Origin of the sequence: Spirosoma sp. KUDC1026, assembly GCF_013375035.1 — a bacterium.
Classification (GTDB): domain Bacteria; phylum Bacteroidota; class Bacteroidia; order Cytophagales; family Spirosomataceae; genus Spirosoma.
Genome location: NZ_CP056032.1, coordinates 4394384 through 4419090, shown reverse-complemented (window position 1 = coordinate 4419090; position 24707 = coordinate 4394384). Strand labels below are relative to the sequence as shown.

The following is a 24707-nucleotide window of genomic DNA, read 5'->3' as shown; positions in this document are numbered from 1 at the left end:
GGGAGCGCCATGAAGCGGAATGTAGGCAGGGTTCAACCGCGTCAGCTGACAGGCTGAGAATAAACAAGATACCTGTTCGAGCGGTTATACCCGCTCATCGCCTTGGCCGATAGGGTAGCTGATGATCAGGTCGATAGCGCAAAAGTAGTTTTACCGATCGATGGTTTGTTTTTGGTAAACCTTTGTTTTACTTTGTCCAACGGAGGATACGCAACCCCTTCGCCCGTTTTGCAATGAACTTTGACGACGAAGACGACGACGACAACTTTATGGACTGGGACGGCTTCGACGAGGACTACGATCCCGAAGAAGCCCGGGCTGAAATGGAAGCTGAGAACCGGCGTATTAAAAATTTGCCGATCCTCCGTAAGGCCAACGAAATAATGGAGCTGACGCAGGCCATTGTCGAGACCATCAACAAAGAAGAAGATGTGCTGATGATGCACGAGCAGATGCTGGCCAACGCCATGATGCTGGCTCCCAAAATTGTTGGGGCTGAAGGGGGAGACCTCTACACGCTGCGCATGGAGAACGCGGTGCTGATCAAAATGCACGCCCGGGAGCTGCTGGCACAGACGGCTTACTGCAAAGCCGAAAAACTGGCTACGCCCGCTTACCTGAACGTACTACGCGACGAAATCGAGCAATTCCGGGTGTTGTTCGTTGCGTGGGTAGGCAGTTTCGACCGGGAAAACGACGCACCCGACGATTGGGGCATCTTTTATTAATAGCTGTGCATACCGAAAATTTTTAAGGACCAGATACGCTCGCAGCTATCTGGTCTTTTTTATTTATCTGGCCGGGGAATAGGAGGCTGAACCGTAGCGCGAGTATCTTCGCAAACTACAGGACAGGCGCTACGGCCCTGACCAGCTTCCGTAACAGAGTTAACTGCCCCGCTTCATGCTTGCACCCCCGCCCCAGACGCAACGTTTTCGCCTTAAATCCATCCTGGGTGGTTCTATCGGGAACCTGGTTGAATGGTACGACTGGTACGTTTATTCGATCTTTTCGCTCTACTTCGCGGGTTCCTTCTTTCCCAAAGAAAACGAAACGGCCCAGTTGCTGAACACCGCCGGGATCTTTGCCATCGGGTTTCTGATGCGCCCGGTTGGCGGTTGGATCATGGGGTCTTATGCCGATCGAAAGGGGCGGAAAGCCGCGCTGACACTGTCGGTTCTGCTGATGAGTGGCGGTTCCCTCATGATCACACTCGTGCCGGGTTACGATAAAATCGGACTGGCCGCGCCAGCCATTCTGGTACTGGCGCGAATGATTCAGGGAATCAGCATTGGGGGCGAATACGGAACGGCCGCTACGTACCTGAGCGAAATGGCTCCCCCGCAGCACCGCGGTTTCTATTCCAGTTTTCAGTACGTATCAACTACAATGGGGCAGCTGGTGGCGCTGGCGATCCTGATGCTCATGCAGCGCTGGCTGCTGACACCGGAGCAACTAAGCGACTGGGGCTGGCGGATACCCTTTGGCGTGGGGGCACTGATGGCGCTGTCGGCTATCTACCTGCGCCGGGACCTGGCCGAAACGGATTCGTTCACGCAGGAAAATGGCAGCATCAGCCAGCGAGGTACGTTTAGCGAACTGATCAAGTACAAACGGGAAGCCCTGCTGGTAGTCGGTTTTACGATCGGGCTGACGGTATCGTATTACACGTTCACGACCTACATGCAGAAATTTCTGGTCAATACGGCCGGTTTCAGCAAGGGCGATGCTACCTCCGTCACAATTATAACCCTGATCGTGTTTATGCTGGCACAACCCCTGCTAGGAGCTCTGGGCGATGCCATTGGCCGGAAACGGATGATGATTCTGTACGGGGTGCTGGGCGTGCTGACGAGCATCCCGATTCTGCTGTTGCTGGAACGGACCACCGATTTCTGGACGGCAACGGGGCTGATTATTATTGCGCAATTAATCCTGAGTATCAGTACGTCTATTTCAGCGATTATCAAAGCCGAAATGTTTCCGCCCAATGTCCGCTCGCTGGGCGTTAGTTTTCCGTACGCGCTGGCTGTGGCCCTGTTTGGCGGTACGGCTGAGTACATCGCCTTACTATTCAAGAATCTGGGGCATGCGCACTGGTTCTATATTTACCTGACCGGCTGCATAGCCCTGTCGCTGATTGTGAGTGTCCTGATGCGCGATACAGAGAAACATTCGCAGATGGAAGCCTGACCGGCGTGTAGGGGTGTACGTATCGGGGTTGTTTTCTCGAACAACCCGAAAAGTCTGCGCGTTATTGGTGAAAATACGGCTTGTTACAACAGCAGTCGGCCATTCACGATCTATGAGGTTATTACGTTTACGCGCTCTACTAGTTGGGGCGGGGGCTTTGCTGGTATTAACGCAATGCCAGCAGGTAGAGCCAACCGCGCCAAAAGCTGAAGGATTTGACGCACCTATTCCCCAGGATACATCGTACCTGGCGGGATCGCTAACGTTCCGACTGTCGGAACTGCAGAATAAAATAAATAAAGAACTGGACCCTGTACTGGTTGGCAAGAAGGCTGATGGGGGCGCAGGACCGGGTTTGATCCCGTTTCGGGTTGAGCGGTCGGGGCCAGTACAGATTCAGTACGTTAACCAGCAGATTCGCTTTTCGGCACCTCTGCAATTATGGCTGGGCAAGCTGTTCGGACGCGAAGACGATGCCCCCCGAAAACCATTTTGCGAGCTTCAGGTCAATTTCCAGAGCCCTTTGTCGGTAACAGCCGACTGGCGGCTGTCCAGTCACGTGAAATTTATTGATTACAAATGGGTTATCGAGCCGGAAATAAGGCTGCTTGGTCGGGAAATTCCGTTAACCGGTCTTGTCCAGAATCTACTGGAACGGTATCAGACCGCCATTGAACAGGCGATTGATAACGCCATCCACGAAGACCTGCGGCTGGATAAAACGGTGCTGCCTGTCTGGCAGGATATTCAGAATCCGCTATTGATCAGCAAAGAGTATGGGCTCTGGCTTATTCCCAGACCCATGAGCGTAGCTGCCAGCGACATTAGTGGAAACCAGGAAACGATTACGACGCACCTCCGGATTGCGTTCAGTACTGACACCAGGCTGGCGACGGAGAAGCCGACCGTGACGAAAGCCCCGCTGCCGCCCCTGCAGAAATGCGATCAGATAACGCAACTGGCTGATCTTAGAGTTGTGAGTTCGATTCCGTACACCGCCATCAATCAAATACTGGCGCAGACACTGAAAGAACCCAAAAAAATGGCGCTGGGACTGGTAAAGATCAACAAAGCCACTGTCTACGGCAATCAGCGTGATCTGGTCGTAAAAACTGAAGTAAGTGGCCTGGTCGATGGAACACTGTATCTGCGGGGGCGACCTACGTTCGATACGCTGACCAAGACCCTGATCGTCCAGAATCTGGATTTTGATACCAGTACCGATAATGAATTGAATCAATTTTCAGAATCAATTATTCACCGCGGGCTTCAGCGACTGCTAGGTGATTGGCTGGAGATTCCCCTCGGCGATGAAATTGCGAAACTACCGGCGAAAATCAGCGAAGCTTACGAGAAAGGTCCCGGTAAGACGACCGATCTGAAAATGAATAATTTCCGGTTTGTACCCCAGCGGATTGCCATTCGTCCGGACGGAATTCAGGCCCTGATCCGGGTGAAGGCCAAGGTCGATCTGCAGGTGCAAAAGCTATAAATAACCCTGTTTGTCGGGAATTTAGTCTGTTTCCATACGTCGCTTTACTGAATTTTATCCCAGATCGAATCCGCAATTCGCTCCATACCCGCGTCATTGGGGTGAGCGGCCACACCCGGATTGGCGTACTGGCTGGCGAAATACTGCCCCTGACCGACCATACAGCTCAGATCAACCAGCGCGTGCCCTTTAGCCGCCACCACCCGACGCGTGACCACATCGGCCAACGGGTGTGACCAGACGCTGGTAGTCACCACGATCCTGACGGGCTGACCGTAGTTCGCCAACCGATCCAGCAACTGACCGAGCTGAGATTCATAATTTCGGCTCACGACAGCTCCTTCGTCAATGTTCTCGCCGATACGTAACACGATCAGATCCGGCTTGAACTGCTGAAGCGGCTCGCTGAATTCATCAAGACTGTAGGTTGACCTGCCAAACTCCCGCTCAAAATTTCCGCCCGACTGAAGCCGGTAACTCACCGGCGGGTATAACGTTGCCAGACGGGTGTTGAGCAAGTGCACAAAATCTTTCTCGGGGGCGGAGGCCGCCATGCCGTTGGAGTTGAACCAGCCAACAGACGGGTCGGGGAGGTGACTCATGATGCTATTGCCAATAACCAGCATCCGTTTGTAGGACAGACTGAACGTAACAGCCCGGCTCCGGGAAGGCCGGTCGCCGATACGTAGACGAGCCAGGATTTTACCACCACTGATCACCGTAAACTGCTGGCCCGTCTGCCAGCTCTGGCCGTTATCGAGGGAGTATTCATAGATTGCCTGCGGAGGAAGTGAGTCCGCAATGAGCTGAACCGGAACGCTGAAGTAAAAACTACCGCCGTCCGGCGAAAAGCGGGGTGGTGTCACGGTCAACGTATCAACCGCCTGTACCATCGATGCAGATCCCGGCGTCGTACTGCCGGAGCAGGTCGATGTTGAGACGGGTGGGGGAGCGGATTGGTCGGTATCGGGTGGCACGACAGCTGGATAATCACCGGCGCAGCCATTCAGAACCGTGCTCAGCCATAGACACCCCAGCAACCAGCCGACAACTGATGAAAAAGATTGTGTGTACCTCGATTTTGTCATGACTCGACCGCTCCCTGCACAGCCTGCATCGGGTCTCGGCGACTGATACAGGATTTGAAAGTAATATGATTTTTCTTTTATGAGTGTACCTTTACACCCTCTATTCCAGTAAACTATATACTTCCTCCGGAGACGGGTGCTGATTGAGCTGCTGAATCAGCTTTCCAGGCGTTGAATGGTGAGCAGCGTATCAGATTACTGTCAGGACTCAACGATCTTTATTTCTCCGCCGACGTAAGACTACTATCCGATGAGGACACGACGTCAGCACGATAATTGCTCAACGTCATATAGAGTCGATCAGTTTTACATAGTTACGTACATGTACTGACCGATTCCTGTATCTACTCATAGGCTTTGGGTGACAAACCGAAGCAAAGATTCTTACCTGATGGTGCAAGACGTATTGCCTGAGAGAGAGCATAAATCGAAATCGGGCAAAAGAGGACATAGGAGTTCGAAAGCGTTTTTACTTAGTGCTGGTTTTTTTCTGATACTGACAGCGCCACTGATCGATCAGTGGGCGGGGTTATCCGCGGGATTCAAGAGTACGGAAAAGCGAATCCTGACTCCCTTTCCCCGGTTTGACTTCCCGCACGTAAAAACGTTTATCGTCCAGTTCGACCAGTATTACAAAGAGAATTTTGGCTGGCGAAACGCGCTGTTTTACCAGTACAGCCAGTGGAAATATAAAGTCATGTCATCGTCGCCCTTACCCGAAAAGGTGATCGCGGGGAAGAACGGCTGGTTTTATCCCGGCAACAGCATGGGCCGGGTTGCTGAACAGCACCGGGGTTTGCTGACGATTTCCGGGGACACACTGGTATCCGTTGCCCGGCGCCTGAACGTTCTTCAGGATAGCCTGAGCAGGCAGGGCAGCAAACTCTACGTACTGGTTGCCCCCGATTCGTACACCATCTACCCGGAAAATCTGCCCGACTATTTCCCCAAAGAAAAGCGGGTGTCAAACTTCGACCGGTTCAAGACGTATATGAAGCAGCACTCAACGGTTCCGGTGATCGACGTTCGGAAAGAACTGGTTGATGCCAAATCCGACCACGTTGTCTACTGCCAGACCGATACGCACTGGAACGACTATGGGGCGTTGCTGACTACGCTGAGCGCCATCGATCGTATTCGCCAGGATTTTCCATACCTGGTTAAACCCGATCTGGCAAACTATACCGTAACGTCCCAGAAAGGTGTGGGTGGGGATCTGGTGACGATGCTGGCTTTGAACAGCGAGGTAAGCGACTCGGTAAGTTATAAAATCAAACCAGCCGGATTTCTACAAGCCCGAAATACTGAAATCAACGATAAGTATTACGGATTGCCGTCGCAACGTTTTATTCGCGAAGGAAAAAGTGCTGCTCAACTACCCAAAATGCTGTTGATCGGTGATTCGTTCAGCTACTCTATGGATCAGTTCATGGCAGGTCACTTCAGGGAGTCGTACATGGTACGTAGTCATAAATTTGACCTGAATCTGGCCAAAACCGAACATCCTGATATCGTTCTGATTGAAATCGTTGAGCGTAATATTGGCCTGTTGGGGCTGCTGTAAGGGAATTTTGATAATAGAAGCACCCCATGAAGTTGAAACGATAAAACCAGAGATAGCCTAGATCTGCTTTACATATTCTTTGAAATAGGTTATGGCCATCCAGGTCTGGCGCATTGAATTGAAGAAAACGATGTCGTAAGCCTGGCCTTGAATCATCTGCCATGCGGCCATCCTATTCTACGCGATAGTGATATGAAGACTCTGTTTGAGTAGTTGACGGGTAAAGACCCTCAAGAGATAGTCTAAAAAAACCGTCACTATGCTACTGCAAGTCCACTAATAGATTTCGTCAATGCGCTCATCGATAAAGAAGATATACCTATTTTAAATTTAGTTAGGATTCCTAATTACATTTGTGACAGATTTCAATTGACTCTACCATGGGCAATCAAAACACACTACCAGGGTACATGTATGGGCAGCAGCCCCTTACATCGCCGATCTCTATTAAGGCCGAACCGATCATTCGTTTGTGCTACATCCTGGCCGGCCTCGTACCCCTGACACTGATCATGAGGGATTTTCTGGCGGCTAAAAGGCATGATGCTAATACCGTAGCCCGTATGCATGCGGTTTGGTTCAAAGCGGTTACGCTCACGGCCGTACTGTAGAGTCATCCTTACGTTTATCGCGAAGAATTTTAATCATCTCTAACTCCCTCAAAACATGCAAGTTTCTGTTTATGATACCTACGTTACCCGCACCGACGGGGCGGTTATGCATTTCGATATTCTCGTGCCATCCACGTTATCCAGCCCGGTAACGATCCATGCGTACGGACAAGCTTACCTATCAACAAAAGGCCAGGCTGGGCAACCCCTGACCGCCAAAGAATGCCGCTTCTGTCATATTGAACAGGCTACCCAGGAGATAGAGGCTAATATCACTAGTCAGGGCTTTCACATCATTGAAATGCAGGGCTGCTGACTATTCGTCAGCCCCCTTGGCACTCCCCATTTTTCCTCAGTTAAAAAGTTTTCGTTTACTAATCAACTTATCCCATGTACACATCACTAAAAGCAACGCTGTTCGCCTTTGTGCTGACAGCTTCAGCGGTAACGGCTCAAACCCAAAAGCCTGCTACGGCCTATAACAACGCTGATTTCAAAATTAAGGCGGCTAGCATTGCCTACGACAACACGCTGGACATGCTTATTTTCGAGATGAAAGTGGAAGGGGCTGCCGGTCGTACGGTGCCCAAAGGAGTAGGTAGCATGAACGGCGCGCCAGTCTTGGCCTACGTATTTCCGACGACGCTCAAACCAACCGATGTGGGTTTCTCTAACACCGAAGGTATTGTGGCAATGGGGCTAACGTCGCATCCCGATATGGACGACACCCCGCTTTGGGACGAAAACAACGACGGCATTTTCGACAACGACGGGGTAGTCTGGCACCCGCACTGGGTTGTGCTGACCAAAGACAGCCGGGTACCGGGTGGCTTAAGCGTTAAGGAGTTCAAAAAAGAGGATAAGGCTGTTACGCTGCCCAAAACTGCGCCGGGTGTGCCCATGTATTTTGATTCGCCGGGTTACAATGTGGTGACGCAGGGTAACGTCATCCGCATGGGGGTTCCGGCTTATCGGGTCAACAACCAGAAGAACTTCAAGTTTGATGCGGTAAGCTGTTATATGGAAATGAACATGGGGGGCGATCATGCCAATCACGACATGTCGGCGACCAAACCTACGCTTGGGGTGTACGCGGTGTATACCGTACTGTCGGGCAAGTTGACCTTGCCGTATACCGTTACGGCAAAAAAATAACTCACTCCCTTAATTACCACTTTGCTATGGACACGATCACCCTGATTCCCAGCAACAGTCTGCTAACGCCCACCCCAGAAGAAGGTCGGCAACTGGCGATCAAAATGGCCCGGCTCATCATCAAAGCAACCCAACCCGATGAGCAGAAACGGAGTCAACTCCGGGACGTGTACGCCAATGATGCGATGATGCTGATCGCCATTGGACAGACCGTCGCTACTGAGTTTGCGACTATTGCAGCGGCAAATAATTACTGGCAATCGAAATGAACGACTCAATTGACTATCGCACCTATCTGGATGACCTGGTGAGAAGGCGGAGCTATGTAAAAGTCCAATATTTTACCGAGCTTCACGAGTTGATTACCCTGAATGCGCTTGTTGTAAGCCTGACTATGGAGGGCAATGACCCGATAGTCGTTCTCTCAACGGGGGATCGGATTCCCTTACCCAAGCTGGTTAGCGCTGGAGGAGAATTTTCGCCCCATTATGAAGGCTACGCGCCTTACTGTGAAACCTGTGACTGCTAAATGGATGATTCTGTATTTGACTTAGGCCGGCAAAACAGCTCGATCGATGCCAAGATTGTGGCGGGGCTGGAACGACTGGGAGAAGTGTTCCGAATACTACTCTGGCAGCAGAGCCGCGAAACCGGCCTAAGTCCGATTCAGATTCAAATCCTTCTTTTTCTGGCCTTTCACGACCCGGCCAAATGCAAGATCGGGTATTTGGCCGCCGAATTCAACCTAACCAAGCCGACCATTAGTGATGCCGTGAAGGTGCTGGCTCAGAAAGAACTGGTCGCGCGGATCGTCGATCCCACCGACAGCCGTAGCCACAGCTTACAATTGACTCCAGCGGGGCAACAAGTTGTCGATCAGACGAGTGGTTTTGCGGGCGTGTTGAGCCAGTTGGTCGGGCAGTTGAACGGTGAGCATAAGACCTTGCTGTACGAAAGCTTGTTTGCGCTCATTTACGGGCTACATCAACGCGGTCTGATTACGGTGCAACGAATGTGCAAGACCTGTCTGCACTACCGATATGATGGTCAGATTCATTACTGTGGCTTACTGAAAATACCACTAGAAGCCGATTTGCTCCGGCTGGATTGCCCGGAACATGCTGCTTTGTGAAACGTAACCACTCGGGCGATTCGTGATAAGTGCTTGATTCGTCGCTCAGAACGGGCGTTTCGTAAGATGCTTTTTAGGGGCAGTAGCTATCAATCAATTCCGAGAGTTTGGGGCTCTCTTAACATGTTGCCACTTATATAACGCTACTATCTATAGTTGTAGATAACTCTACAGACTGATTGTTATTCCATGGATAAAGAAGTGCTAATTTTATAATGTATGAAGTATCTAACCTGCTATCTATTGTTCTTTATAATTAGCCAAAGTTGCGCTCAATCACTACAATTCAGTGTTGAAGCAGGCTTACATAAATACAGAAATTTCGGCAGTGCTCAAGTTGAACGCTATCTTCTTTCGGTTCGAACACCTGTTGCAAGTAATTTAGGAGCAACTGGCTATACGGTAGGAGTCTACGTTCGACTGGTGACCAAGAGCCCCTTGTTCTTTCAGATTGGGATTCGCCACTCAGGGCAAGAAACGGGTGTACAATATATTGATACTCAGCCTAACTTACCGACTACCGAGGATGATATTGATGTCAGCTATGCTGGTAACTATTTGTATCATCTCGATGTGCCAGTCTTAGGATGTGCCAGTCTTAGCTGGTGTAGGCGGTCAAATTAATTCGAAAATACGTTGTCTTAGCCCCCTATTAGCTGGACAAATTTTCTGAAAAGGTTGTGTCGTAAATTACCTGTGCTTCCTCCCATTTCTGCTGAGGTGTTACAAAACCAATCGAACGATGAAGACGGTGATTGTTGTAATGGAAAAAATAACGCCCTAACATTTCTTTGGCCTCATAATAGCTGTCAAATACATTGCGCTCGATCACATCATGTTCTAGAATGCTGTGAAAAGCTTCAATGTACGAGTTCTCTTCAGGGGTGGCCACATGAGTGAATTCCTGCTTGATTTCGGAGCTTTTCAAAAAGTTACGTACCGAGTGAGCAATGAATTGACTGCCATTATCATTGCGCAAAATGACGCCCTTCAGTTCATGATTCCGGTTGATTCGTCGAAAAAGATTGATTAAGTCGATTTGACGAATACTGCCTTGGAATAGCCAATCCAGAATTTTGCGGCTATACACATCAATGACGCTCAACAGATAGTAATTCCGCCGTTCCCCTTCTACCCAGACGTATTTGATATCCCAGCACAGGTATTCCAAGGGCTTGGTCGCTTCGATTCGTCTGAATTTAACAAATTCCCGCTTGCCCATCGGTCGGATCACTTTGCCCAGAAGTAAATTATGCTCTTGCATGAGTCGATACACCTTTTTCTTATTGATTAAGTATTCTTTTTTCAACTCGTGGGTGATGTATTCGTAGCCAAGGGCATTGAACTCAACATCCAGCAGTTGCCGAATACTGACCACGACCAGTTGGTTGTCTACCCACGATCCATCCCGTTTCATGGTTACCTGGCTGGGGCGTGCTCCAGGTCTACCTGATTGTGGTTGGTAGTAAAACACGCTCCGAGGTACACTAAGCCACTGGCATAACAGGGTACGACTTACTTGATTTTCAAACTGTTTCATGAGTGCTAGCTTCTCCTGGAGTGAATAGGAGTTTTTTTTAGTAGCTCACTTTTGATCTCCAGTTCCAAAGCTTGTTTTGCTACAATCCGCTTCAGGCGTTCATTTTCTTCTTCGAGCACTCGAAGCTGGGGATCGACGCGTGCGTAAGAATCTTTGAGGCCTTCTTTGCCTTTACTCAAATACTTCAATTTCCACTTGCGCAGCAGCGAAGGAGATAGATTGTATTTTCGACAAGTCTCGGCATGGCCGTCACGAATGGCTTCCTGGACGATAGAATAGCGGTCATCGGGAGTAAAACTCCGCCTTAATTTGCTCATGGTATCTGAATGTAAAAGGACTAAACTGTTTTTACAATTTTGTCCAGTCATTCAGGGGGTTAAGACATACGTCTAGAGGGATATATAGGAATGTTACCTACTTTAAATAAGTACAAGTACACAGGTGATTACGACCCCCGCTTTAGTTGGACGGCTCAAATCATCGATCAGAGTTTAAAACCACTATCTTGGAGTTATTGCTACGGGACTACTCTATGGTTGAAACGATGGGGGCTTACACTGGCTCGTGAAGCAAGCTTTGCTAGTCTGCATCGCCATATCGTTTACGAAGAAAAGGCGTATCCTTTCTTTTTTGGATATCGTAGTACTCGTCTTTCGGTAAGCTATCGTTTTGGGAGTGTTCTCTAGAGAGTGTCTTTATGACCCAATACGAACTTCAAAGCTGTATTAATTTGACTAAGCTCCTCAACGACATCTATCAGGGTACATATTATCATGCTCTCAAGTATGAAACAGAAGAAGTTGCTAAGAGCAGCCTCAGGCTACGAATGATAGCTGTATTTTTTCTCTATTACATGGGTCTACTGCTACTATTAATAGCCACCCGGGTCAAACTATACGGTGCATTCAAACCTAGTGTAATAGAGTCATTATTGGCTACTTTTGGCGTTTATCTAACCTTATATAGGCTGTTTATACATCCCCGTATTTTAAAGCTTCCTTTTGACCATTCAAGCGAAGAAAGAAAAAGGAAAATACATGCTCGCCATAAAGTGTTTGCAGGAAGCATACTCACGTTTTTTATATGCTTTGTAATTGTTTGTCTTCTGTACAGGAAGTAATTGTATAAATGGCAGTATGTTAAGAACATCCTATTTCAAGTAGCCGCCAATTATCATACAATAATTTACAGTGGCGGGGTTAGTTGACTCTATTTTCAATGCTGCCAAAATCTCTCTAATCAATCGGTCTAAGGTCTGGGTTTTTGTTAAAGCAGGTGGTCGAAAGGCTATTGTGTATTGATTCTGTTTACTAACCGGAATTATGATTAAGCAAGGCATGCCATCGATCATTAGCCTGTCATCCTTCAATCTTGATAATTCATCTCGGTTAACATACACTTCGGTAAACGCTTTGAGTAGGTTGGTTGAGGACTGGGCCTCAAGGCGTATCGTATCGGAAAAGGCGAATTGCTGAAAGTATCTTCCAAGCCTGCGCGGGTGTACAATAGTAATTGTATCCTGCACCCATGAAAATGCCGACTCATCAGGTTTGAGAGTTCCCATCTGTTTGAAAACTATTTGGACTGATCGGTGCTGTTTGACTTGAATCTCGATTGACGCGGGCGCATCAAAAGAAGGCTCCAAATCTATCGTCATTCGCTGCTGAGCTTGCAGATTAAAGCAGATGATACAAGCTGAGACAAGAGCTATCATCTTTATCATGCGTAAGGAAAAGTCTGTTTTATGAAAATCGTAAGCTCAATCTATGAGAACTTCTGCATATAATTGACAAAACGTAGTTAGACCCCAGTCCTATAGAAGGAAGTATTCGACAGTATCGAGTGCATGGATATGCTGTTAGCTATTGGTGAGACGCGGTCACAAATGCAAGGGGCGCCGAAATAACTCCGGCGCCCCCTTTTCGTTACGTAAATAAACTATTTAGAGGGCAATTGCCCTCAATCCGGACCGTACTTACTTATTTGATTTTCTCCATAATCAGGTCGGCAATCCGCTGCATACCCGCGTCGTTGGGGTGAGCTGCTACACCTGGATTGGCGTATTGGCTGGCAAAGTACTGCCCCTGACCAATCATACTGTTCAATTCTACCAGCGGATATCCTTTTTCGCTGACAACTTTGCGCATGATCGAATCCGCCAGGGCGCGGGACCAGACGCTGGTCGTCGCAATTATTTTCACCGGCTGGCCATAGGTCGCCAGTTTGGTTAGCAGCGTCCGTAACTGGCCTTCGTAGTTCCGGCTAACGGCGTTCTCTTCGTCGACGTTCTCGCCGATACGCAGGATTATCAGATCGGGTTTGAACTGCTGAAGTATGGCGTTGAATTCATCAATGTTGTACGTTGATTTGCCGAAATCGCGCTCGAACCCACCCCCTGACTGCATCCGATACGTAGCCTGGGGGTAGAGGGTCTTTAGCTGAGCATCCAGCAGGTGGACAAAATCTTTCTCTGGTGCTGAGGCCGCCATTCCGTTTGTGTTAAACCAGCCGAGGTCAGGAGCCGCGCCGTGGCTCATGATGCTGTTCCCAATAACCAGCATTCGCTGATAATAAGGCGTCAGACTTGCTTTGGTTGTAGCGGAGGTCTGCTGGTTCTGGCGGGTGCGGCCCAGCAGGTCAACTTTGTTCGTGACAGAAAGCTGCGTTCCTGCTGTCCAGGTCGTTCCATTATCGGCTGAATATTCTACGACTGCACCAGCAGGCAGGGCAGACGCCGTCAGATTAACCGACGCACCAAAGGCTACCGAACCTGTAGACTGACTGAATACGGGAACAGGCAGCGCCGATGTTCCCTGATCGGCGGGCGTAGCCGGGTTGGTTGGCGTAGTGGGGGAGTCGGTTACAGCCGTTACCGTAATCTGAACACAGGCTGCCTGGCTTGCTGCCGGGGTTTGGGCCTGCGTTTGGATAGCCAGAAGCGCAACCGCTATCCCCGTTCCCAGACAGGATGCAACCCCCTGCTTTATCTGATGAATAGTGATGATTTTATTCACTGAATTAATGATTTTCTGTTAAACGAATTCGCCAAAAACGTGCCAGTACTATCAATCTGGTAAACCTGGTTTGATAACGTAGACGGACAGTGAAGCCCGTCTGCGTTAATCATTGCTATTATTGATCGCCCAGATTAGTAGCTGAAATCCATTTGATACCGATCTGCTGACCGCTGGTTAGCGTTTCGCTTGGGTTAGCGTAGCGGATGCTGAAGTCGTTGATCTGACCGTTCCATTTCGAGTGCAGATTAACGGGGATCGCAATCGTCCGGTACTGGTTATCACCCGTGATTTTAAACGTGATCTGCTGACCGGCTACAGCCGCATCCAGTTCGCTCTGGCCCACTTTCCGCCAGTCGAGAACGAGCTGGGTTTCGGACGTTTGTGCCCGCAAGCGAACGTAGATGACACCGAATTCAGACGCTTTGTAGCCCTTCTGTGGCGAGATGATCCGGAACCGGCGGTCGGTTGGCGTGATCGATAACTCGTCGCTGATTGGGTAGCCTTGGTCGTATCCGTTACGATAGTAGAAACCGTGACGGGTAGCATTGCCAGCAAACCGATAGTTTGGTTTCGTTTCGGACTGCGGCAGCGTTTTCAGCGTGTTCTTAATCTCGTCAATCGTACCTGCCACCATGTTGATGTCGAACTCGTACACCCCGTTCGGGTCCATCACCAGCGACATACCGTTGGCAATGTAGCCCGCGTTGCTCGATTCGGCAGGACCCCAGCCCATTTCGCCGAAGATACCCACTTTGAACTCGTGCGAGTAAGGGGTGTGCAGGGCAATCCCCCGACCAATGCTGGGTTTGATAGCCGCAATCCAGGGTTCCGATGCGTTAACGTTGAACGGACCATTATAAGAGCCATTCGTTATCTGGTTCAGGCTTTTGCCCGGACCGGCAATGTTCGGCATCGAGTTGACATTGAGCCAGGGAGCGTTTGTGTTTGCTTCGCCCTGAACAACGTAATACTGGTAGTAAGCGCTGTTCGTGTACGTACAGGGTAGCTCCTGCTGGCGCGTACCGTCGTACTTGGTCTGGTCGGCGCGCGAGCCGGAGATGCGTACGTGCCGGCGAACGATGTTGTTATCCAGGCGAATCCACTGCTCAACGATGTAGTCGCCCAGCTCGTTATTCAGACCCCAGAGCAGACTCCGGGTTTTGGAGTACAGCATGTTGTCGGTACGGCCGTAGCCCAGAACAGGAGAGAAGTTACCGGCCACGTCACCACCCTGCACTGGATTATAACCAATGTCGTCCAGCACCTGCTTGCCATTCTGTGTCCAGTGCTGACTATCGCTTGGCAGGGCGTAGAGCGAGATCTGGTCATCCCGACCTGGATCACGTTTGCCATCGCCTTTTACCATGCAGTTGATCATGTTCTCGCCAACCTGAAGGTCAGTTACTTCGCGGATAACCGCGCCCACACCCAGATCAATGGCTACCCGTAGGCGATCATTTTTCAGCACAGGACGTTTGTCGTCCGGCCAGGCGCTGTTCAGGATCGGATAAGGATCGCCCGTCTGATTGGCGCAGCCGCTCACGTTCACGACAACCGTTGCCGTTTTGATGGCGCAGCCCGCCATCGAAGCCGTTACCGTATAGGTATACGAGCCATTGCTGGATGGTGCGTTCAACGTAACCGTCTGACCACTCCGGCTAATGCCGTTGCCCGACCAGGCATAGCTTAATTTGCTGCAGTTGGTACCCGTGCAGGCGGCTTTCAGTGTAACGCTGCCGCCACAGGTAGCCGTGTTAATGACACCATCGGTCGTTACGTTCCAGGCGCAGGAATCCGGCTGAGGATTTACCACACCGGCACAGATCGGCGTAATCAGCGGGCTGTTGGCCAGTTCTGTCGTGGTACCGGCTGGTCGGACCGAGATTTTGATCGTCGCGTTGGTCTTGTACGAACTTGGAACTGTCCAGCGGAAACCAAAGGCATTGAAACTGCCTGTCTGGTAGATCAGGGCCACATCCGGACGGCTGCCGTCAGCCTGGATCGTGGCTGCTTTTGCGCCATTTATATAGATGTCAACGTACTGCGACTTTTGCTTCTCGTTAACATTCACAATCCAGCCCGATACGAGTTCGCAGTTGCCGTAATCCACATGGCTGCGGTAATCGGCGTTGGGCGATGGAATGACCGCCGACGGGCAACCCGTAACACTTACGGTACCCGTTGTGATTTGCGGTGTAAAGCCTGCTGCCGTTGTCGTTAACGTATAGGTCGTTGCACCATCGCCGGTTGGGGCAATAAACGAGACGGTCGGGCCAGTTTTAGTTGAGCCGTTATAGACCCAAGTAAACGTGACTTTGTCGCAGTCAGAACCTGTGCAGTTTGCTTTCAGCGTGAACGAAGAGCCACAGCTTACGCTGATTGGCAGCGCCGTTGTGGCAAACGTACAGCTTCCCGAGATTGGAGGTTCGGGCGTTGGCGGGATGACCGTTGCCCCTTCGCAGACGGGAGTTGTGCGAGGGCTGTTGGTCAGTTCCTGGCTGGTTCCGGCGGGACGTACTGAAATCCGGAGTGCTTTGTTCGTCTTGTACGAGCTTGGAATCGTCCAGCGGTAGCCGTAGGCGTTGAAGCTGCCTGTCTGATAAACAGCGGCTACGTCCGGCCGGGTAATGTTAGCCGTGATCGTTGCCGCCCGCTGCCCGTCAATGTAGATATCGATCTGCTGCGATTGCTGGGTTGCGTTCTGGTTGAAGATCCAGCCCGTAACAACATCGCAATCCGCTATGTCGAGGAAGCCCCGGTAGACACCCGGAACCGGAGGAGTTGTGGTGGTGCAGCCCGTTACGCTGACAGTACCCGTTGCGGTTTTGGGGGCGCAGCCTGCCGCCGATGCCGTTATCGTGTAGGCAACCGTTGTGTTGGATGTAGGGGCTACGATGGAAACCGACTGACCCGTTGCGGTGAGACCATTACTGGCCCAGGTATAGGCTACCCGGCCGCAGTCGGCACCGGCACAAAGTGCGGACAGCACAAGCGGGCTGCCGCAGTTAACGGTGGCCGGTGCAGTCGATACGCTGAAATCGCACGAATCTTTACTTACCACCGCGTCGCAGACGGGAGTTGTGCGGGGGCTGTTAGAGAGTTCTTTGCTCGTTCCTGCTATTTTAACGGAAATAATCAACGCTCCTTTCGTCCGCTTGAACGAATCCGGAATGGTCCAGTTGAAGCCAAACATATTGTTCTGGATTCGGTAGGAAGCGGCTACGTCCTGACGCAGTTGGTTGGCTGGAATAGTGGCCGCTTTAACCCCGTTGACAAAGATGTCCAGATCAATAACCTGCTCCATGTTGTTGAGGTCAAGAATCCAGCCCGCAACGGTTGTGCAGGTGGCTACATCCAGGTAACCCAGGTAGTTAGCATTGCTGGGTACACAACCCGTTACGCTGACGGCGGCCGTTGTGGTCTGTGACGCGCAGCCAGGAGCGCTGGCTGTTACTGTGTAGGTTTGGGTACCCGTTGTTTTTGGGGCTACCGACGTAAGGATGGCTCCCGTCTGGTTGACGCCATTGCCGGTCCAGCGGTAGGTTACCCGGTCGCAGTTGGCACCAACACAATTGGCACGCAGCGAGAACGAGGAGCCGCAGCTTACGCTCAGCGGAGCAGTTGATAGCGTAAAGGCGCAGGAATCTGGTTTGGGTGTTGTTCCGTTGCAGCCGCTTACGGTAACCGTTGCTGTAGCCTGTTGGCTGGAGCAGCCTGGAGCCGTCGCTGTAACCGTGTACGTAACCGGGCCATTGGCCGAGGAGGCTGTCGTCGTAACTGACTGCCCGGTCTTGTCGATACCGTTACCCGTCCAGCGGTAGGTTACCCGGTCGCAGTTGCCGCCCACGCAGCTAGCCCGCAGGGTGAAGGAAGTGCCGCAGCTTACGCTCAGTGGGGTTGTGGATACGGTGAACGCGCAGGAGTCTGGTTTAGGCGATGTTGGGTTCAAACTGGTACAAACCTCCGTTTGCCGTGGGCTGTCGGTCAGGTCTTTCGTCGTGCTGGCCGGACGTGCCGAAATGAGCAGGGGCGCGTTTTTCCGGTAGCTATCTGGGATAGCCCAGCGGAAGCCGTACTTATCGAAGCCCGCCAGACCGAATGCTTTGACTACGTCGGGTCGCGCACGGTCGGCGGCTACCGTCGTAGCTTTGGTGCCGTTGATGTAAATATCCACTGACTGCGATTGTTTGATCGCGTTCAGGTCGAGGACCCAACCCGTCAGCAGGGCGCAGCTTGCCGTATCCAGATAGCCCCGGTAATCGGCGTTGGCCGGTGGAACAATGGTTGTGCAGCCATTGACCGTAACGTTTACGGTGGCGGTTTTGCTGGTACAGCCCGTAGCCGATGCCACTACTGTATACGTGAGGGTCGTGTTGCTTCTTGGGGCCGTAGCTGTTGCCGACTGACCCGTCTGGCTCAAGCCATTACCCGACCAGGTGTACGTAACCTTGTCGCAGTTGGCACCGGTGCAGTTAGCCCGTAGCGTAAATGAACTACCGCAGCTTACCGTTAATGGGGTGGTAGAAATCGTAAAATCGCAGGTACTGGCTTCGGGTGCGGGTGATACCGAGCCATCGCAGGGCTGAATGGTCTTGGGGCTCTGGGTTAGTTCGATACCAGCCTCCGTAATTTTTACCGCTACAGAAACCGCTTTGTTATTCTTGTACTCAGCGGGTAGATTCCACCGGAAGCCATAGCGGTTGTAGCCGACAATTTTATAGAAATCCGTTACGTCCTGCCGCTCCTGATCCGCCAGGATGGTCGTAACCTTGTTACCGTTGATGTAAATATCGAGGAATAACGATTTGCGGGGGGCATTCAGATCAACGACCCAGCCGCCAATAACATCGCAGTTTGCAAATTCCAGCGTACCCCAATAATCGGGCGTGGCCATGCGGGCCGCACCAGTGCTTGTTTCGGGGATAACCTGCAGCACCGTCGTTGGTACAGACGACCGACCTGAAGCCGATTGCTCTTTACCAACAGATAAGTTAGCCAACTTATGATCATTTTTATTGACGACGTCCAAACGAACGGCTGCTTTCTCGACATAGAGACTCTGATCATCGGCCTGGCTATGACTGCGTAGCAACCGGAAGGTGGAGCCGGGCGTTACTTTGGTAAAGTAGCCCGTGATACGGTAGGTTTTAACAGCATTGGTAGGATAGGTGAGCAGATCGCCAACGTAATCCTGAAAATCACCACTCGTTTGCACGAAACCATCGGGCAGCAGAAGTTTTAATCGATACGCATTGGAACCCGGCAGGGAGAACAGCAGGGTAGGGCTAATGTTGAGGAGTTCAGCCCGGATGGACAGTTCGACGGATTCGCCCAGCCGTATCGATTGTTTATTGGCCCGAATTGTAAACCGGATGGGGTCGCTGCTAAGTGTTGGACTGATAAAAGGAGTTGGAGCAGGCTTTTTATCAATCGGGTTATTCAGAGCGCCGAAAATCCGGGCCAGTACTGGCTTCTCGCCGGGGGAGGAACTTGGCCCTGGCAATCCGGATGCGGAGACCGCCAGGCAGATCAAGACCCCTACGTAAGCAAACGCACTGGAGAGAAGGCGCTTGGCAAAGTGAACAATGTTAACGTGCATGAACGGAGCTGTAAAAGTTTATCATGCCTACCGAAAAACAAATATTACGCCAATAAGTAAATATGCTTTTGAAAAATCACAAGTAGTTATCTACAGGAAAGCAAAAAATCAAAGAATTTTGTAACTGTTATGGATTTATCAGTATACAAAACGACCATATAGTTAATATTTAATTTGCTTATTAAATATTGGGCCAAACTGTGATTCTGGATGCAGAATCTTAATACTTACCTCTTTAATGGCTATTCTTTGCCAAAAATGGACATTATCAGTTCTAGCAGCTGAACTGACAGTCGTGTTTTACACCTACTAATGGGTTGTTTCTGATCAGGCCGATGGATATGTCATCATTCGTCGATAAATAAATTTTTATCCCGATTGATTTACCTGATATGGCCGGTATTTTTTGTAGGTGTTTAAATGAAGCCAAGAGATTTTTTTGCCGCCTGTATCTCACGGATGGAGTAGACCAACTAAAGAATCAATAAACAGGTAATCCTTATAGTTTATCTGGAAAGAAGAACAGGATTGTCTGGTAAGACATTGTAAAAACAGGAACCCGTGAGGCAGGCGCTGGATTGTTTACCGCTTAAATGACTTTCTGTTCGGGCTAGTAGGCCCGGGCTGGTATGGATTTTGTCACTGAATAGAGTTAGTAGAGACTCTCACCGCAAAAATTCATAGCTCTGTTCTTATCCATAAATACCCCGCCGGGTAGAAGGGGAACAGGTTTGTATGAATTAGTTTTTATAACGCATACGTATATACGTTTTACGGCTTTATTCACTTCTCCGGTTTCGAACAATCCGCGATAATAAGCCGGGAAAGAAGCGTTTCAGGTAAATGCCGTAGGTTTCCAGTCCACCGATGTATACTTCTTCCCGGTTTTGGCTGACAGCCCGGAGTAGTTTATGGGCGAATGTTTCTGGTAGCATCCCTTTTTCCTGATTTTCGTCCATTTTGCCGTGGGACTCTCCATGGGCGTTGAGCGCATGGAGGGAGATAGGGGTACGAATGTAACCAGGGCAAACCAAAGTTACCCGAACTCCCGACGCATAGGTTTCGGCCCGGAGCGCATCGAAAAAACCGTGCAGCGCGTGTTTACTGGCGCAGTAACCTGACCGCTCTTTGGTCCCCAACTTGCCCGCTACGCTGCTGGTGACGACCATGTGTCCGCTTTTTCGAGCCAGCATCAGCGGGAGAACGATTTTGGTTAGCGCTACAACCCCGAAAAAGTTAACGTCCATAAGCCGTTCGTAGACCGAGAAATCGGTTTCTGCCACCGGCCCCCGCTGGGTAATGCCCGCGTTCAGAAATAAATAATCAATCTGGCCGAATCGCTGATAGACCACATCTGCTTTTTCGGGAAAACTAGCCCGATCGGTCATGTCTAGGGGAAGGATCAGTACGGCGGTGCTAGGCAGACCGGTCAGGGTAGCTACGCGTCGTAGTTCAGCGTCCCGCCGGGCCGACAGCACGAGCCGGGCCCCTGCCTGAGCCATTGCCAGCGCAACGGCCTCGCCGATACCCGACGAAGCGCCGGTGATCCAGACCACCTTACCCGAGAACGCGCTCATGAGTTCGGAAAATTAAGTGAGCCGCCTGTCGACGTAACAGACAATGAAACATCGTAGCCGATGGGCAGTGTGAGGTTATAATCAACGTGCCCCGCCGGAAAATCAAAGAGGACCGGATAGGTATAGTCTGCTACGGCTTCTGCGATGATCTGATTGGCGTCTTTCCCGAAGGGCAGCGACAAATTAGGGCGCATATCGGTAAACTGACCAACTACCAGCCCCGCTAGCCCGGCCAGGCGCCCGGACCGACGCAACTGGGTCATCATCCGATCGAGCGAAAACAGGGTTTCGTCAATGTCTTCAATGAACAGAATAGCGCCGGTATAATCCAAGTCAGTAGGGGTACCCAGTGAGTTGATCAACAGTGTCAGGTTGCCGCCAATCAGCGGTCCCTGGCTCTCACCAGGTCGGTCAAGTGGATGGGGCGGGGTCATGTACTGGGTAGGGGGAGCACCAAATAGCCACTGCCGCAGTGATTCCAGCGAGTCGGCCCGCTCGGGAACACCAAACTGCCGGGGCATGATACCATGTAAACTAACCAGATCATGGCGTTGCAGGAGACTCAGCAGAACAGTTATGTCACTGAAACCAACCAGCCATTTGGGATGCGCCAGCAAACCCGTCAGATCAAGCCCATCGGCAATTCGGTAGGAACCGTAGCCTCCCCGGGAGGCAAATACCGCCCGCACAGACGGATCGTCGAACAGTTGCTGGATATCCTGTCGGCGTAGCTCATCGTTCCCGGCAAACGGTCCGTCGACGGCCTGCAGGCTCCGGCCTTCGATAACGTTTAACTGCCAGTCCTCACGCAGAATACGCAGTCCTTCGCTTATCTCGTCGTAGGGGAACCAGCTTGCCGGGGAGACAACGCCCACCGTATCGCCGGGGCGCAGAAAAGGAGGAATCAGCATAAATTGGTAAACGGTTTCGATTTGCAAAGAAACGTGTTTCGGACAGGAATGTCCAGCATACAAAAAGGAACGGGTAGCTGTCTCTGAAACAGTACCCGTTCCTCTGATGGATGAGCCAGTGCCGTGACTGACGAACGAAACCGCTTATTCCATCACCATGTCGGCATGCTCGGATGCTTCAATTTTCTTACCGATAAAGAGCAGCAGCAGGGGAATACAAACCAAAAAGAAACCACCGATGATCAGGAAGGAATCGGCATAAGTCATAACCATGGCCTGTTTAATGGCCCCGCCCTGCAGCAGCCGGTACGCCTTTGCCGTGGCCGAGGCCAGCGCATCCCCCTTCGACAGGAACAGTCCTGTGTACTGGCGGATACGCTCCACCGAAATCGGGTTGTAGACCGATAGGTTATCCGTCAAACGCGAGATGTGCAGCACCGAGCGGGTCGAGATGTAGGTCGTCATGATGGCCGTTCCGAACGTACCGCCCAACTGCCGGATCGTGTTCGACAGGGCTGACCCCTGCGGAATTTCTACGGGATTCAGATCGGCCAGCGTTACGGTCGTCAGGGGGATGAAAATCAGCCCCATCCCGATTCCCCGGATAACGAGCGGCCAGAAAAAGTAATCCGGACCCGCGTCGGGCGTAATGTTCGACAGACCAAAGCTAAAACCGAAGAAGAGCAGGAAACCCGCAGCCGCGTACCAGATGGGCGAGATCACGTTTTTCTTGAGTAACCCCCCCACGATTGGCATCATCATCCCCGTTACGATCGAACCGGGCATTAGCAGCAGCCCCGTTTGACTCGCCGTGAAACCCAGAATCGTCTGGCAGAAAACAGGAATCAGGAAAACCGACGCAAACAGACCGAAGCCCAGGATGAAGTTGAACAGCGTACCCACCGCAAAGCGTCGCTGCCGCATCAGGCGCAGGTCGAGAATGGGCTGAGAGACCGTCAGCTGGCGCCAGATGAAACCGATGAGGCAGATCACGGCGGCACTGGTCATGATCGTAATGAAACTCGAATCGAACCAGTCTTTTTCTTCGCCTTTCTCCAGGATGATCTGCAGACCGCCAATACCGACGATCAGCATGACCAGCGCGAGCCAGTCCATCTTCCCGGCCGCAATTTTTTCGGCGGGTTCCTTGATATACAGGTACGTTAAGATCGTTGCCAGGATGCCGAACGGAATGTTGATGTAGAACACCCAGTTCCACGACAGGTTGTCGGTGATATAACCACCCAGCGTCGGGCCGATCGATGGCCCGATGATAACCCCCATCCCGAAAATGGCGTTGGCAATACCAATATCTTCTTTGGGAAAAGTCTGGATCAGGATCGACTGGGCGGTGGTTAAGAGACCACCGCCACCAATACCCTGCACCACCCGGAAGAACACCAGCTCCCAGACATTGGTGGACGTACCACAAAAGATGGATGAGATCGTGAACAGAATAATGGAAGCCGCGAAGTAATTCCGGCGACCGAGTTTGGCGCTCAGCCAGCCTGACATCGTGATCATGACGGCACTGGCGGCCGCGTAGCCCGTAACGACCCAGCTGATGTCGCCCAGGGAGGCCCCCAGGTTACCCATCATCTGGTTCAGCGTTACGTTCACGATCGACGAGTCGATGGTTTGCAGCAGGGCGGCTGTGGTCACGGTGAGCACAACCACCCATTTATCGAAGCCTAACTTCATTATTTTTCGGTTGATTGAAGGTCCACGGCGACCGTTACGCTCATGCCGGGACGTAGTTTAGCGTAGAGCGGGCTGTTCTTTTCCAGCTCGATCCGTACCGGAATGCGTTGTACTACTTTTACGTAGTTACCTGTCGCGTTGTCGGGCGGCAGCAGCGAGAATTTAGCCCCCGTAGCCCCGGCAAAGGAGCCGACGTGGCCCAGTATTTTTTCGTCGCCAAAGGCATCAACCTCGATGTTAACGGCCTGACCCGGTTGCATCTCTTTCAACTGCGTTTCTTTGAAGTTAGCCGTTACCCAGAGGTGCGTATTACCCACGACAGAGCACAGGGCCTGACCGGGCTGGATAAGCTGGCCTACCTGAACCGCCCGTCTTGAGACGATACCCGAAGCCGGAGCGCGTACGATGGTGTACGAAAGCTGAAGGTTGGCCAGGTCCAGGTCTGTCTGCCGTTGTTTGATGGCGGCCTGAGCCACCGAGATCTGACCCTGCGTTGCCTGACGCTGGGAGTTGGTTATGCCCGTTTGCGTACCGGCTGCACTTACCTGCGACTGAGCAGTACGGAGCTGAGCCTGAGCGGCCTGCAGTTGCGCCTGGGCCGCGTCGCGCTCCGCCTGAACGGCGTCGAACTGCTGCTGTGGTACTGTTTTTTCGGCCAGCAGCCGGCTGTACCGCTCAAAATCCTGGCTGGCCTTACGTGCCCGCGCCTGAGCCGCCGTTACGTTCGCCTGCGCCGTAATCACCTGATCGCGGGCGGTTTGTACGCCAGCCTGCGAGCTTTGAATCGTGGCCGCTGCTACGTTGACCTGAAAACGGCTTACGCCAGCGCTGGCCTGAGCACTCTGCAACGCGGCTTCGGCCTGCGCTACCCGGATGCGGTAGTCGGCATCGTCGATAACGAACAACGTGTCACCCTCTTTAACGAACTGGTTGTCTTTGAAACGAATTGCTTTTACGTAACCGCCTACTTTCGGCGTAACAGGATCGACATCGCCGTCGATCTGGGCGTCGTCGGTTGTTTCGTAGCGCTGAAGGTAACGAAACTCCGTATAGCCAAAGAAGAGCGCAGCCACCAGGACGATAACGCCCCCCACGCGGATTAATGTTTTGGTATTCATGGTTGTCTT

Annotated in this window: 21 protein-coding genes; 11 read left to right on the top strand and 10 right to left on the bottom strand. The window is 51.5% G+C overall.

Features of this window, described 5'->3' with window-relative positions; all coding sequences use genetic code 11:
• The first annotated feature begins 233 nt into the window (after nt 1-233).
• The 3 genes from HU175_RS18480 (at nt 234) to HU175_RS18470 (ending at nt 3685) form a co-directional block, all read left to right on the top strand.
• Complete coding sequence (locus HU175_RS18480; RefSeq protein WP_176567987.1) at nt 234-728, top strand: hypothetical protein; 495 nt, start codon at nt 234-236, stop codon at nt 726-728.
• A gap of 175 nt (nt 729-903) precedes the next feature.
• Complete coding sequence (locus tag HU175_RS18475) at nt 904-2193, top strand: MFS transporter (protein WP_176567986.1); 1290 nt, start codon at nt 904-906, stop codon at nt 2191-2193.
• Nucleotides 2194-2305: 112 nt separating this feature from the next.
• Nucleotides 2306-3685, top strand: coding sequence for a DUF4403 family protein (locus tag HU175_RS18470; protein ID WP_176567985.1), 1380 nt, complete (start codon nt 2306-2308; stop codon nt 3683-3685).
• A gap of 44 nt (nt 3686-3729) precedes the next feature.
• Here the strand turns inward: HU175_RS18470 and HU175_RS18465 are convergent, their stop codons facing one another.
• The gene (locus tag HU175_RS18465; RefSeq protein ID WP_228724203.1) at nt 3730-4773 is read right to left on the bottom strand and encodes an SGNH/GDSL hydrolase family protein; all 1044 of its coding nucleotides are present in this window, start codon (nt 4771-4773) and stop codon (nt 3730-3732) included.
• 361 nt (nt 4774-5134) lie between these two features.
• Here HU175_RS18465 and HU175_RS18460 point away from each other — a divergent pair, with 361 nt between their 5' ends.
• The 8 genes from HU175_RS18460 (at nt 5135) to HU175_RS18425 (ending at nt 9859) form a co-directional block, all read left to right on the top strand.
• Nucleotides 5135-6337, top strand: a complete 1203-nt coding sequence (locus HU175_RS18460; RefSeq protein WP_176567984.1) for an alginate O-acetyltransferase AlgX-related protein — start codon at nt 5135-5137, stop codon at nt 6335-6337.
• Nucleotides 6338-6717: 380 nt separating this feature from the next.
• Nucleotides 6718-6948, top strand: coding sequence for a hypothetical protein (locus tag HU175_RS18455; RefSeq protein WP_176567983.1), 231 nt, complete (start codon nt 6718-6720; stop codon nt 6946-6948).
• 55 nt (nt 6949-7003) lie between these two features.
• Nucleotides 7004-7264, top strand: a complete 261-nt coding sequence (locus HU175_RS18450; RefSeq protein ID WP_176567982.1) for a DUF2024 family protein — start codon at nt 7004-7006, stop codon at nt 7262-7264.
• 74 nt (nt 7265-7338) lie between these two features.
• Complete coding sequence (locus tag HU175_RS18445; RefSeq protein ID WP_176567981.1) at nt 7339-8103, top strand: hypothetical protein; 765 nt, start codon at nt 7339-7341, stop codon at nt 8101-8103.
• Between the two features lie 26 nt (nt 8104-8129).
• Nucleotides 8130-8372, top strand: coding sequence for a hexameric tyrosine-coordinated heme protein (locus HU175_RS18440; protein WP_176567980.1), 243 nt, complete (start codon nt 8130-8132; stop codon nt 8370-8372).
• A complete protein-coding gene (locus HU175_RS18435) occupies nt 8369-8632 on the top strand; it encodes a hypothetical protein (RefSeq protein WP_176567979.1) in 264 nt (87 codons plus the stop codon). Before HU175_RS18440 ends, HU175_RS18435 begins: the two co-directional genes overlap by 4 nt.
• A complete protein-coding gene (locus HU175_RS18430) occupies nt 8633-9235 on the top strand; it encodes a MarR family winged helix-turn-helix transcriptional regulator (protein WP_176567978.1) in 603 nt (200 codons plus the stop codon). It abuts the gene before it with no gap.
• A 219-nt stretch (nt 9236-9454) separates the two neighbouring features.
• The gene (locus HU175_RS18425) at nt 9455-9859 is read left to right on the top strand and encodes a hypothetical protein (protein WP_176567977.1); all 405 of its coding nucleotides are present in this window, start codon (nt 9455-9457) and stop codon (nt 9857-9859) included.
• Between the two features lie 28 nt (nt 9860-9887).
• On the opposite strand, the gene HU175_RS18420 is transcribed toward HU175_RS18425, so the two are convergent.
• The 9 genes from HU175_RS18420 to HU175_RS18380 form a co-directional block, all read right to left on the bottom strand.
• Nucleotides 9888-10775 (bottom strand): IS3 family transposase, encoded by an 888-nt coding sequence (locus HU175_RS18420; RefSeq protein ID WP_176566243.1) that lies wholly within the window; start codon nt 10773-10775, stop codon nt 9888-9890.
• A gap of 5 nt (nt 10776-10780) precedes the next feature.
• A complete protein-coding gene (locus HU175_RS18415; protein ID WP_176566244.1) occupies nt 10781-11092 on the bottom strand; it encodes a transposase in 312 nt (103 codons plus the stop codon).
• An 833-nt stretch (nt 11093-11925) separates the two neighbouring features.
• Nucleotides 11926-12489, bottom strand: coding sequence for a hypothetical protein (locus HU175_RS18410; RefSeq protein WP_176567976.1), 564 nt, complete (start codon nt 12487-12489; stop codon nt 11926-11928).
• A 265-nt stretch (nt 12490-12754) separates the two neighbouring features.
• Complete coding sequence (locus HU175_RS18405) at nt 12755-13789, bottom strand: SGNH/GDSL hydrolase family protein (RefSeq protein ID WP_228724202.1); 1035 nt, start codon at nt 13787-13789, stop codon at nt 12755-12757.
• Between the two features lie 118 nt (nt 13790-13907).
• Nucleotides 13908-19391, bottom strand: a complete 5484-nt coding sequence (locus tag HU175_RS18400) for a hypothetical protein (protein ID WP_176567975.1) — start codon at nt 19389-19391, stop codon at nt 13908-13910.
• Nucleotides 19392-20170: 779 nt separating this feature from the next.
• Complete coding sequence (locus HU175_RS18395; protein ID WP_176567974.1) at nt 20171-20968, bottom strand: SDR family oxidoreductase; 798 nt, start codon at nt 20966-20968, stop codon at nt 20171-20173.
• Nucleotides 20965-21879, bottom strand: a complete 915-nt coding sequence (locus HU175_RS18390; RefSeq protein ID WP_176567973.1) for an LD-carboxypeptidase — start codon at nt 21877-21879, stop codon at nt 20965-20967. Before HU175_RS18390 ends, HU175_RS18395 begins: the two co-directional genes overlap by 4 nt.
• Before the next feature lie 144 nt (nt 21880-22023).
• Nucleotides 22024-23580 carry a DHA2 family efflux MFS transporter permease subunit gene (locus HU175_RS18385; RefSeq protein WP_176567972.1) on the bottom strand — a complete coding sequence of 519 codons (1557 nt, stop codon included), beginning with the start codon at nt 23578-23580 and terminating at the stop codon, nt 22024-22026.
• Nucleotides 23580-24698, bottom strand: a complete 1119-nt coding sequence (locus tag HU175_RS18380; RefSeq protein WP_176567971.1) for an HlyD family secretion protein — start codon at nt 24696-24698, stop codon at nt 23580-23582. The genes HU175_RS18385 and HU175_RS18380 overlap by 1 nt, the downstream gene beginning before the upstream one ends.
• Nucleotides 24699-24707: the final 9 nt, after the last annotated feature.